Source organism: Pseudomonas sp. JV414, from assembly GCF_032424305.1.
GTDB classification, from domain to species: domain Bacteria; phylum Pseudomonadota; class Gammaproteobacteria; order Pseudomonadales; family Pseudomonadaceae; genus Aquipseudomonas; species Aquipseudomonas lini.
In genome coordinates, this window is the sequence record NZ_VYKC01000017.1 from 302,483 (window position 1) to 313,797 (window position 11,315).

10 protein-coding genes and 1 rRNA gene are annotated in these 11,315 nt (G+C 56.8%); 10 read left to right on the forward strand and 1 reads right to left on the reverse strand.

The window, feature by feature from the left end:
- Positions 1-57: 57 nt before the first annotated feature.
- Genes mrcB through F6R97_RS19225 form a run of 3 tightly spaced genes read left to right on the forward strand, consistent with a single transcriptional unit; the run spans position 58 to position 3,462 of the window.
- Positions 58-2,376, forward strand: a complete 2,319-nt coding sequence (gene mrcB / locus F6R97_RS19215) for a penicillin-binding protein 1B (RefSeq protein ID WP_038981543.1) — start codon at positions 58-60, stop codon at positions 2,374-2,376.
- Positions 2,377-2,392: 16 nt separating this feature from the next.
- The gene (locus F6R97_RS19220) at positions 2,393-3,127 is read left to right on the forward strand and encodes a tetratricopeptide repeat protein (protein WP_038981544.1); all 735 of its coding nucleotides are present in this window, start codon (positions 2,393-2,395) and stop codon (positions 3,125-3,127) included.
- Positions 3,127-3,462, forward strand: a complete 336-nt coding sequence (locus tag F6R97_RS19225) for a YqcC family protein (protein WP_050681457.1) — start codon at positions 3,127-3,129, stop codon at positions 3,460-3,462. Before F6R97_RS19220 ends, F6R97_RS19225 begins: the two co-directional genes overlap by 1 nt.
- Positions 3,463-3,578: 116 nt before the next feature.
- Here F6R97_RS19225 and F6R97_RS19230 read toward each other — a convergent pair whose 3' ends face one another.
- Positions 3,579-4,001, reverse strand: a complete 423-nt coding sequence (locus tag F6R97_RS19230; RefSeq protein WP_050681458.1) for a DUF4124 domain-containing protein — start codon at positions 3,999-4,001, stop codon at positions 3,579-3,581.
- Positions 4,002-4,402: 401 nt separating this feature from the next.
- On the opposite strand from F6R97_RS19230, the gene F6R97_RS19235 reads away from it, so the two are divergent.
- The 7 genes from F6R97_RS19235 to F6R97_RS19265 all read left to right on the forward strand — a co-directional run.
- Positions 4,403-6,127: an acetolactate synthase 3 large subunit gene (locus F6R97_RS19235; protein WP_030130347.1), complete on the forward strand. Its 1,725-nt coding sequence runs from the start codon at positions 4,403-4,405 to the stop codon at positions 6,125-6,127.
- Between the two features lie 2 nt (positions 6,128-6,129).
- A complete protein-coding gene (gene ilvN, locus F6R97_RS19240) occupies positions 6,130-6,621 on the forward strand; it encodes an acetolactate synthase small subunit (protein ID WP_003176102.1) in 492 nt (163 codons plus the stop codon).
- A 48-nt stretch (positions 6,622-6,669) separates the two neighbouring features.
- Entirely contained in the window at positions 6,670-7,686 is a 1,017-nt protein-coding gene (ilvC, locus tag F6R97_RS19245) for a ketol-acid reductoisomerase (RefSeq protein ID WP_007948647.1), read from the forward strand.
- Positions 7,687-7,832: 146 nt separating this feature from the next.
- A complete protein-coding gene (gene pssA, locus F6R97_RS19250) occupies positions 7,833-8,690 on the forward strand; it encodes a CDP-diacylglycerol--serine O-phosphatidyltransferase (RefSeq protein ID WP_008006914.1) in 858 nt (285 codons plus the stop codon).
- 63 nt (positions 8,691-8,753) lie between these two features.
- Positions 8,754-9,767 (forward strand): protein-methionine-sulfoxide reductase catalytic subunit MsrP, encoded by a 1,014-nt coding sequence (msrP, locus tag F6R97_RS19255; RefSeq protein ID WP_038981547.1) that lies wholly within the window; start codon positions 8,754-8,756, stop codon positions 9,765-9,767.
- Positions 9,767-10,387 (forward strand): protein-methionine-sulfoxide reductase heme-binding subunit MsrQ, encoded by a 621-nt coding sequence (msrQ, locus tag F6R97_RS19260; RefSeq protein ID WP_038981548.1) that lies wholly within the window; start codon positions 9,767-9,769, stop codon positions 10,385-10,387. Before msrP ends, msrQ begins: the two co-directional genes overlap by 1 nt.
- Before the next feature lie 555 nt (positions 10,388-10,942).
- Positions 10,943-11,315: ribosomal RNA gene (locus F6R97_RS19265) — 16S ribosomal RNA — on the forward strand; the annotation flags it as partial.

The following is an 11,315-nucleotide window of genomic DNA, read 5'->3' on the forward strand; positions in this document are numbered from 1 at the left end:
ACGCAAACCTCAGCGGGCTTCTGTTGAGTATGAATAAAGTGCGTATAATCCGCCGCCATGACTCGTACTCGATCCCCCCGCACCCCCAAAAAACCACCTTCCAGGGGCATGCGCCCCTGGCTGGGCTGGGCCCTTAAACTCAGCCTGGTCGGCCTTGTGGTGCTCGCCGGGTTCGCGGTTTACCTTGACGCTGTGGTCCAGGAGAAGTTCTCCGGCAAGCGCTGGACCATCCCGGCCAAGGTATATGCGCGTCCGCTCGAGCTGTTCGTCGGGCAAAAACTCAGCAAGGATGACTTCCTTACCGAACTCGATGCCTTGGGGTACCGACGCGAAGCCGTCAGCAACGGCCCCGGCGCGGCGGCAATCAATGGCAATACCATCGACTTGAATACCCGGGGCTTCCAGTTCTATGAGGGCATGGAACAGGCTCAGCCCGTGCGTGTGCGCTTCTCCGGCGACTACGTGGCCGAGCTGTCGGCGACCAACGGTTCGAAGCTTTCGGTCGTACGTCTGGAGCCGCTGCTGATCGGCGGGATTTACCCGAAAAACCTTGAAGACCGCATCCTGATCAAGATCGATCAGGTTCCGCCATATCTGCTTGAAACCCTGATTGCCGTGGAAGACCGGGATTTCTACAGTCACTGGGGCGTATCGCCGAAGTCGATTGCCCGAGCCGTTTACGTCAACACTTCGGGCGGCAAGATGACCCAGGGCGGCAGTACCCTGACGCAACAGTTGGTCAAGAACTTCTACCTCACCAGCGAACGCAGCCTGACCCGTAAGCTCACCGAAGCCATGATGGCGATGTTGCTTGAACTGCATTACGACAAGCCCGAAATTCTTGAGGCTTACCTCAATGAAGTGTTCGTCGGCCAGGATGGTCAGCGTGCGGTGCATGGTTTCGGCCTGGCCAGCCAGTTCTTCTTCGGGCAGCCATTGTCCGAGCTGAAACTGCATCAAGTCGCTATGTTGGTGGGCATGGTCAAGGGGCCGTCCTATTACAACCCGCGTCGCAACCCTGAGCGGGCGCTGGAGCGGCGCAATCTGGTGCTCGATGTTCTGGGGGAGCAAGGCGTTGCCACCGCCGAGCAGGTTGAGGCAGCGAAGAAAATGCCACTGGGTGTAACCACTCGCGGCAAGTTGGCCGACAGCTCGTTCCCGGGCTTCCTCGACCTGGTTAAACGTCAGTTGCGCGAAGACTACCGCGACGAAGACTTGACCGAAGAGGGGCTGCGGATTTTCACCAGCTTCGACCCGATCCTGCAGATGAAAGCTGAAGCCTCGGTCAATGACACGTTCAAGCGTCTGGCCGGGCGCAAGGGTTCCGATGAGGTTGAGGCGGCCATGGTCGTAACCAACCCGGAAACCGGCGAAGTCCAGGCGATGATTGGCAGCCGTCAGGCGGGTTTTGCCGGTTTCAACCGGGCACTGGACGCGGTACGACCGATCGGCTCGTTGATCAAGCCGGCGGTTTATCTGACAGCTCTTGAGAAGCCAAGCCAGTACACGCTGACCAGTTGGCTGTCGGACGAATCCTTTTCGGTCAAAGGCGCGGACGGTCAGGTCTGGAAACCGCAGAATTATGATCGCCGTTCCCACGGTACGGTGTTCCTTTATCAAGGGTTGGCGCACTCCTACAACCTGTCGACCGCGCGTCTCGGGTTGGCGGTGGGCGTACCGAATGTCTTGAAGACCCTGGCACGTCTGGGGGTGAGTCGCGAGTTCCCGGCGTTCCCGTCGATGTTGCTGGGTGCCGGTGGCTTGACCCCGATCGAAGTGGCGACCATGTACCAGACACTAGCCAACGGCGGATTCAATACGCCGATGCGCGGGATTCGCAGCGTGCTGACTGCCGAGGGCGAGCCGCTCAAGCGTTATCCGTTCCAGATTCAGCAGCAGTTCGATCCGGCGTCCATTTACCTGGTTCAGAGCGCCATGCAACGAGTCATGCGTGAAGGTACGGGCAGCTCGGTTTATAACGTGTTGCCGAAAACCCTGACCCTGGCCGGCAAGACTGGTACCAGTAACGATTCGCGGGACAGCTGGTTCGCCGGTTTCAGTCAGGATCTGCTGGCAGTGGTCTGGTTGGGGCGCGATGATAACGGCAAGACACCGTTCACCGGTGCCACCGGTGCGTTGCAGGTCTGGACCAGTTTCATGCGCAAGGCCGATCCGCTGCCGCTGGACATGCCACAGCCGGACAACATTGTTCAGGCCTGGGTCGATTCGCGCACCGGGCAAGGTTCTGAAGGCAGTTGCCCTGGCGCGGTGCAGATGCCGTATATTCGCGGCAGCGAACCGCCTCCTGGCGCCGCTTGCGGTGGTGAAAACCCTGCTGAGTCGGTGATGGATTGGGTCAAAGGATGGATGAATTAAGCAAAGAGGGTTTCAAGTGAACAAGTGGTTGATTCCAGCGGTGACTGCCGTGGCTTTGCTCAGCGGCTGCTCCACCGTACAGCGTGGTTCGATCCCGGTTGTGGATTCGGGCACCGCCGTCTCCAACAGCGAGCGGATTTCGGCGAATGGCGGTTACCGTCAAACGACGGTAAAACGTCCTGTGCAAGGCCAGACTCAGGCAATCCCGCAAGGTGACACTGGTGTTGTGGTGATGGTGCCGGGTGGTGGCGCCGTTTCCTCGGCACCGATCAGCACTTCGCCAATTACTCCGGGCCCGATCACTCCGGGGCCGATCGATACCTCGCCGGTCCAGTCGGCACCGATCAATCAGGGCAGCTACAGCATGCCATCGACGCCGAGCGGGATTCCTTCGGCGAGCTCCGGTGGCTTGTCTGCCGATGAGCAACTGGACGGTCCGGTCCTGGCGTTGTTGACCACTGCCCAGCAGCAACAGGCCAGCGGCGACCTTAATGGCGCGTCCTCCAGTCTCGAGCGCGCCCAGCGTGTCGCGCCGCGTGAGCCGCAAGTGCTTTATCGCCTGGCCCAGGTGCGTATGGCCCAAGGCGATGCGGCACAGGCCGAGCAATTCGCTCGTCGTGGTCTGACGCTCGCCAATGGTCGTCCGGCCCTTCAGGCCAGCCTGTGGGAATTGATCGCCCAGGCTCGTGAGAAGCAGGGTGACTCCGCCGGTGCGGCGTTGGCTCGTCAGAAGGCCAAGGTCTCGCTGTGATGGATGCGCGCTTCCCGAAGATTGCCGAACAGTTGCTGTTGATCGAGCGCGAACTGCGCGTCCAGGGCTGGTGGGACGAAGTCTCGCCGTCCGCTGAAGCGCTTTCCAGTGTCGAGCCATTTTCGGTGGATACGCTGGATTTCGAGCAATGGCTGCAATGGGTCTTCCTGCCAAGAATGAAGTCGATCCTGGAACAAGACCTGCCATTACCTAACGCGTCGGGGATTCAGGAGATGGCCGAAATGGTCTTCGCCGCCCGCAACGTCCAGGGCAAGGATCGGCAGCTTCAGGTTTTGCTCAAAGAGTTCGACCTGTTGATCACCGCCTCTCGCTAACTCCGATCCGTTGTAGGAGCCGTAGGAGCTGTCGAGTGAAACGAGGCTGCGATCTTTTGATCTTGTCTTTAAAAGTCAAAATCAAAAGATCGCAGCCTCGTTTCACTCGACAGCTCCTACATGCAGTTTTTCGCAATCTGTTTCTGTGCTTCGGTGATGCGCTCCTGACGTTGTTGGTCGGTCAGGCGGCGCATCTCACCTTCGACATCCTCCCGTAGTCGTGGATTATTCTGCAGTTGAGCCAGGTTCGTTCGGGCCTGTTCGCAGAATACTTTTAGCTGGGCTTGCTGCTCGGCGACCTGCTTTTTTACTTTGTTATCGATGGCCTTTTGATCGCCTATGACGTTGCTGCGCGTTGGCGTACTCGGCTTGCCGACGGGCGGGGCGGGCGTCACCACGAGGGTGGGCTCCTGGCCTGGGGGCGGTTGCGCATCGAAATGGGTAACGCCCTGGGCATCGACCCATTTATAGATCTGACCCGCCATGCACAAAGGGCTCAGGCTGATCAGCAAGCTGGCGGTGAAGAAGAACGTTCGCATGCCATTTCCTTGTCATGGGTGCGCAATCGAAGCTAACACAGTTGCGGTTTAAAGGTTTTTTCTTGCGTTCTCATGCGCTTAGTTCGAATAAAGCACATTGACGGCTTGACTTGCGATGGGCGAAACAGAAGAATCCAAAGTCCGCTGTAGAGGGACTGCCAGAAGCAGACCCACTCGGTAGATCATGAGGCGCACATCCGCGCCGACCTGTTACACCCGCAACGCGTTACCTCGCGCTGGGTGGGAAAGGCCCGCAACACTTGGGACGATCCCAATACTTGCTCAGTCAGTGCTGACGTAGTCGGCGACCACCGTCGCTCATGCTCTGCCGAGAAGTAAACCTATTAAGACCCGTCCTCTTTGTATGTGGGCGGTATTCTGGCGTTTTAGAGGTGAACAACGTGGAGCTTTTATCTGGCGGTGAGATGCTCGTCCGCTTTTTGCGTGACGAAGGCGTCAAATATATCTACGGGTACCCGGGTGGTGCTCTTCTTCATGTCTATGATGCCCTGTTCAAAGAACCGGAAGTGACCCACATCCTGGTTCGTCACGAGCAGGCTGCGACCCATATGGCTGACGGCTATGCCCGTGCCACCGGTAAAGCCGGTGTGGTACTGGTAACCTCCGGCCCGGGTGCAACCAACGCCATCACCGGTATTGCCACGGCCTACATGGACTCCATTCCGATGGTGATCATTTCCGGCCAGGTGCCTAGCACCATGGTAGGTACCGATGCATTCCAGGAAACCGACATGATCGGTATCTCCCGGCCGATCGTGAAGCACAGCTTCATGATCAAGCATGCGTCGGAAATCCCGGAAGTCATGAAGAAAGCGTTCTACCTGGCGCAATCCGGTCGTCCTGGTCCGGTCGTTGTCGATATCCCGAAAGACATGACCAACCCGGCCGAGAAGTTCGAATACATCTTCCCCAAAAAAGCCAAGCTGCGTTCCTACAGCCCGGCCGTTCGCGGTCACTCCGGGCAAATCCGCAAGGCAGCTGAAATGCTCCTGGCGGCCAAGCGTCCTGTGCTTTATGCAGGCGGCGGCGTGATTCTCGGTGGTGGCTCCGCGCCGCTGACCGAACTGGCGAAGATGCTCAACCTGCCAGTGACCAATACCCTGATGGGCCTGGGTGCCTACCCTGGCACCGACCGTCAGTTCATTGGCATGCTCGGCATGCACGGTAGCTACACCGCCAACCTGGCGATGCACCATGCCGATGTGATCCTTGCAGTCGGCGCGCGCTTCGATGACCGCGTGATCAACGGCCCAGCCAAGTTCTGTCCGAATGCCAAGATCATTCACATCGACATCGACCCGGCTTCGATCTCCAAGACCATCAAGGCAGACGTACCTATCGTCGGTCCGGTCGAGAGTGTCCTGACCGAAATGGTCGCGATCCTCAAGGAAATCGGCGAGACCCCGAACAAGGAGTCCGTTGCCAGCTGGTGGAAGCAAGTCGATGAGTGGCGCGGTGACCGTGGTCTGTTCCCTTACGACAAGGGTGACGGCAGCGTAATCAAGCCGCAGACCGTGATCGAAACCCTGTGCGAAGTGACCAAGGGCGACGCCTTTGTGACCTCCGACGTGGGCCAGCACCAAATGTTCGCCGCGCAGTACTACACGTTCAACAAGCCGAACCGCTGGATCAACTCCGGTGGCCTGGGCACCATGGGCTTCGGTTTTCCGGCGGCCATGGGCATCAAGCTGAGCTTCCCGGATGATGACGTCGCCTGCGTAACGGGCGAGGGCAGCATCCAGATGAACATTCAGGAACTGTCGACCTGCCTGCAATACGGTTTGCCGGTGAAGATCGTCATTCTGAATAACGGTGTACTGGGTATGGTTCGCCAGTGGCAGGACATGAGTTATGGCAGCCGCCACTCGCACTCCTACATGGAATCGTTGCCTGACTTCGTCAAGCTGGCCGAGGCCTATGGTCACGTTGGCGTGCGCATCACCGAATCGAAAGATTTGAAGTCGAAGATGGAAGAGGCGTTCGCCATGAAAGATCGCCTGGTGGTTATCGATATTTCGGTCGACACCAGCGAGCACGTCTACCCGATGCAGATCAAAGACGGCTCCATGCGCGATATGTGGCTGAGCAAGACGGAGCGTACTTAATCATGCGGCACATTATTTCCTTGCTTCTAGAAAACGAACCGGGCGCTCTGTCTCGTGTAGTCGGCCTGTTCTCGCAGCGCAACTACAACATCGAAAGCCTGACCGTGGCACCCACCGAAGACCCGACTCTGTCGCGTCTGACGCTGACCACTGTCGGCCATGATGAAGTCATCGAACAGATCACCAAGAACCTGAACAAGCTGATCGAAGTGGTAAAACTGGTCGACCTGTCGGAGAGTGCTCACATCGAGCGTGAACTGATGCTGGTCAAGGTCAAGGCCACCGGCGCCCAGCGCGCCGAGATCAAGCGCACCACCGATATTTATCGTGGGCAGATCGTTGATGTCAGCGCTAGCGTGTATACCGTTCAATTGACCGGTACCAGCGACAAGCTCGACAGCTTCATTCAATCGATCGGGACTGCCTCGATTCTGGAAACCGTACGCAGTGGCGTCACCGGGATTGCCCGCGGCGACAAAGTACTGAGCATCTAAACCAAATTAGCGAATGGCCTGAACGGCCAGGATATAGAGAGGAATTTCATGAAAGTTTATTACGAAAAAGACTGCGACCTGTCGATCATCCAGGGCAAGAAAGTTGCCATCATCGGTTACGGTTCCCAAGGCCACGCTCAAGCGTGCAACCTGAAAGACTCCGGCGTTGACGTTACTGTTGGTCTGCGTAAAGGTTCGGCTACTGTTGCCAAAGCCGAAGCCCACGGCCTGAAAGTGACTGACGTTGCTTCCGCCGTAGCGGCTGCCGACCTGGTCATGATCCTGACCCCGGACGAGTTCCAGTCTGCCCTGTACAAGAACGAAATCGAGCCGAACATCAAGAAAGGCGCCACCCTGGCCTTCTCCCACGGTTTCGCGATTCACTACAACCAGGTTGTGCCACGTGCTGACCTCGACGTGATCATGATCGCGCCGAAAGCTCCGGGCCACACCGTGCGTTCCGAGTTCGTCAAAGGCGGCGGTATCCCTGACCTGATCGCTATCTACCAGGATGCTTCGGGCAACGCCAAAAACGTTGCACTGTCCTACGCCGCTGGCGTTGGTGGCGGTCGTACCGGCATCATCGAAACCACCTTCAAGGACGAGACCGAAACCGACCTGTTCGGCGAACAAGCCGTACTGTGCGGCGGTACCGTTGAGCTGGTAAAAGCCGGTTTCGAAACCCTGGTTGAAGCTGGCTACGCGCCGGAAATGGCCTACTTCGAATGCCTGCACGAACTGAAGCTGATCGTTGACCTCATGTACGAAGGCGGTATCGCCAACATGAACTACTCGATCTCCAACAACGCTGAGTACGGCGAGTACGTGACCGGTCCGGAAGTGATCAACGCCGAATCCCGTCAGGCCATGCGCAACGCCCTGAAACGTATTCAGGACGGCGAATACGCCAAGATGTTCATCAGCGAAGGCGCCACCGGCTATCCTTCGATGACCGCCAAGCGTCGTAACAACGCCGCTCACGGTATCGAAATCATCGGTGAGCAACTGCGCTCCATGATGCCTTGGATCGGTGCCAACAAGATCGTCGACAAAGCCAAGAACTAAGTCCCGAGCTTGTACGGAAAACGCGGCCTAGGCCGCGTTTTTTCGTTTGGATCCGCCGGTTCTGGTATAAAGCTGCATTGTTTGTGGCCGAACCGTCGTCCCAGACACCTGTCGAAACTTTCCACCCCGTTGCAAGGTAAATGTCCATGAGCGAACGTCCCGAAGAGCCAAAGCAGGCTTCTGACGCCGAAAGCCTTCTGCCTATCGATGAACACATCGAAGAAGGGCATGACGCTGAAGGCCGTAAAGTCCGGCATCGTGGTATCTATCTTCTGCCGAATCTGTTCACCACTGCGAACCTCTTCGCAGGGTTCTATTCCATCATCAACTCGATGAGCGCCCAGAGTGCCTTGAGTGCTGGTGATGCGATCGGCGCGAGCAAATATTTTGCGTTTGCCGCGATCGCGATTTTCGTCGCCATGGTGCTTGACGGCCTCGATGGTCGCGTTGCCCGTATGACCAATACTCAAAGCGCTTTCGGTGCCGAGTACGACTCGCTGTCGGACATGGTTGCCTTTGGTGTGGCGCCGGCATTGCTGGCATTCGGTTGGGCCCTGGGTGACATGGGCAAGGTCGGCTGGATGGTCGCCTTCATCTATGTAGCGGGTGCGGCATTACGTCTGGCGCGTTTCAACACTCAGGTCGGCACTGCAGACAAACGTTACTTCATCGGTCTGGCCAGCCCGGCTGCCGCCGGTGTGGTTGCGGGCATTGTCTGGGCATTCAGCGACTACGGCATTCAGGGTTCCAAGATGTCGTTCCTGGTTGCACTGATGGTTGCCGCCGCTGGCATGCTGATGGTCAGTAACATCAAGTACAACAGCTTCAAGGAGCTGGACTTGAAAGGGCGCGTTCCTTTTGTCGCGATCCTCGCAGTGGTATTGGTATTCGCCGTTGTGTTCAGTGATCCGCCACGCATCCTTCTGCTGGTTTTCCTTGCCTATGCGGCTTCCGGGCCGGTGCAGTACCTGCTGCGCCTTCGCCGGCACAAAAAAGCCGAGTGATGTAATTTCCCTCATACTCCGCAGTCTATGGGTGCATCTGTCCTCCAAAGCTGCGGAGTTGTCATGCTGATCAAAGTCCCCAAAGCGTCTGACTGTCATGAGTCGGACGTCACGCCTGAATCCCTCTACCTTTCTCGTCGCAGTGTATTAGGTGCCGCCGTTGCCGGTTTGGCGGTGAGCAGTCTGCCGCGTTGGGCGAGTGCTGACGATGTTGCGCGTTATGCTGATGTAGAGCCTGGCAAGGCGCCCTCCTGGTTTGCCGAAAAGCTTCCTTCTACCAAATGGGGGGCGGTCAACGTCAAAGACGAGGCGATCACACCTTTCAAGGATGCGACCCACTACAACAATTTCTATGAGTTCGGTACCGATAAAGGTGATCCCGCGGCCAACGCCGGTGCGCTGAAAACCGAACCGTGGAGCGTGGTAGTGGACGGGGAGGTGGGTAAGCCGGGGCGGTATGCGCTGGAAGACTTCATGAAGCCTTATCAACTGGAAGAGCGCATCTATCGTCTTCGCTGTGTGGAAGCCTGGTCGATGGTCATTCCGTGGATCGGTTTTCCTGTTTCGGCGTTGCTCAAGGAGGTCGAGCCGACGTCCAAAGCCAAGTTCATTCGCTTCGAAACCTTGCAGGATCCCAAGAGTATGCCCGGGCAGCGTTCCGGTTTTGCCCTGATCGACTGGCCTTATGTAGAAGGGCTGCGTCTGGATGAGGCGATGAATCCGTTGGCGATTCTTGCTGTGGGCATGTACGGGCGTGAGTTGCCGAATCAGAACGGTGCGCCGCTGCGTCTGGTGGTGCCTTGGAAGTACGGCTTCAAGAGCATTAAATCCATCGTGCGGATCAGCTTGGTCAGCGAGCAGCCGAAAACCACCTGGCAGAGTATCGCCTCGGATGAGTATGGCTTCTATGCGAACGTGAACCCGACAGTCGATCACCCGCGCTGGACTCAGGCACGGGAAAGGCGTTTGCCGAGCGGCCTGTTCAAGCCCAATGTGCGGGACACGCAAATGTTCAATGGCTACTCGGATGAAGTCGCTTCTCTATATACAGGGCTCGATCTGCGGAAGAATTACTGATGCGATATCCGTTCTGGCGTATTGGCGTCTTCATCGCAGCAGCGATTTGGCCGCTGCTTTGGTTGTATCAGGCCTTGGGGGATGTGTTGGGGCCAGATCCGGGCAAGGTACTGGTCGACCGTCTAGGGCTGGGGGCACTTGTCCTGCTGCTGATTACATTAAGCATGACGCCTTTGCAGAAACTCACCGGTTGGCCGGGGTGGATAGCGGTTCGGCGGCAGTTGGGGTTGTGGTGCTTCGCTTATGTGGTTCTGCATTTGAGCGGTTACACGGCGTTTATTCTTGGCTTTGATTGGTCGCAGCTGGGTATCGAGTTGCGCAAGCGTCCGTACATTATTGTCGGAGTCCTGGGGTTTCTCTGTTTGCTGGCATTGGCGGTTACCTCCAATCGCTACAGTCAACGGCGTTTGGGGTCTCGCTGGAAGAAACTGCATCGGTTGGTCTATGTGGTTCTCGGGCTTGGATTGCTGCATATGTTGTGGATCGTGCGTGCCGATCTGAAGGAGTGGGCGATCTATGCTTCTATAGGTGCGTTGTTGTTGGTGTTGAGATTGCCGCCTGTAACCCGCCGGATTCCTCGTTTAACAGCCAAAAAGGCACCTTCTGCAAGAAAGGCGTAATTAGAGGTTGACGGCAGATTCTGGAAGTCTATAATTCGCCCCACTTCCGGCGCAGTCGAAACGGAAAACTCCTTGGTAAACAAAGAGTTACGCAGTTTTCGGCAGCGGTTACGCTTCAGTTCATCGAAGCCAGAAGGAGTTGGTAAGGCAGTGTGTTTTCGCCTTATTGACGGTTCGATCTTCTCGGTCGAAAGCGGAAAAAAAGAGGTGTTGACAGCAGCGTGTAACGCTGTAGAATTCGCCTCCCGCTAACGAGAGATCGGAAGCGCAAGTGGTTGAAGTTGTTAAAGATTTCCAAGCGAAACTTTGAAAACTTCTGAAAATAACCGCTTGACAGCAACAGAGGCTGCTGTAGAATGCGCGCCTCGGTTGAGACGAAAGATCTTAACCAACCGCTCTTTAACAACTGAATCAAGCAATTCGTGTGGGTGCTTGTGGAGTCAGACTGATAGTCAACAAGATTATCAGCATCACAAGTTACTCCGCGAGAAATCAAAGATGTAACCAACGATTGCTGAGCCAAGTTTAGGGTTTCTTAAAAACCCAAAGATGTTTGAACTGAAGAGTTTGATCATGGCTCAGATTGAACGCTGGCGGCAGGCCTAACACATGCAAGTCGAGCGGTAGAGAGGTGCTTGCACCTCTTGAGAGCGGCGGACGGGTGAGTAATGCCTAGGAATCTGCCTGGTAGTGGGGGATAACGCTCGGAAACGGACGCTAATACCGCATACGTCCTACGGGAGAAAGCAGGGGACCTTCGGGCCTTGCGCTATCAGATGAGCCTAGGTCGGATTAGCTAGTTGGTGAGGTAATGGCTCACCAAGGCGACGATCCGTAACTGGTCTGAGAGGATGATCAGTCACACTGGAACTGAGACACGGTCCAGACTCCTACGGGAGGCAGCAGTGGGGAATATTGGACAATGGGC

What these genes read in the sequence shown, in the direction of transcription:
- mrcB (WP_038981543.1), top strand. Translation starts at nt 58, where the DNA reads ATGACTCGTACTCGATCCCCCCGCACCCCCAAAAAACCACCTTCCAGG.
- F6R97_RS19225 (WP_050681457.1), top strand. Translation starts at nt 3,127, where the DNA reads ATGGATGCGCGCTTCCCGAAGATTGCCGAACAGTTGCTGTTGATCGAG.
- F6R97_RS19230 (WP_050681458.1), bottom strand. Translation starts at nt 4,001, where the DNA reads ATGCGAACGTTCTTCTTCACCGCCAGCTTGCTGATCAGCCTGAGCCCT.
- ilvN (WP_003176102.1), top strand. Translation starts at nt 6,130, where the DNA reads ATGCGGCACATTATTTCCTTGCTTCTAGAAAACGAACCGGGCGCTCTG.
- ilvC (WP_007948647.1), top strand. Translation starts at nt 6,670, where the DNA reads ATGAAAGTTTATTACGAAAAAGACTGCGACCTGTCGATCATCCAGGGC.
- pssA (WP_008006914.1), top strand. Translation starts at nt 7,833, where the DNA reads ATGAGCGAACGTCCCGAAGAGCCAAAGCAGGCTTCTGACGCCGAAAGC.
- msrP (WP_038981547.1), top strand. Translation starts at nt 8,754, where the DNA reads ATGCTGATCAAAGTCCCCAAAGCGTCTGACTGTCATGAGTCGGACGTC.
- msrQ (WP_038981548.1), top strand. Translation starts at nt 9,767, where the DNA reads ATGCGATATCCGTTCTGGCGTATTGGCGTCTTCATCGCAGCAGCGATT.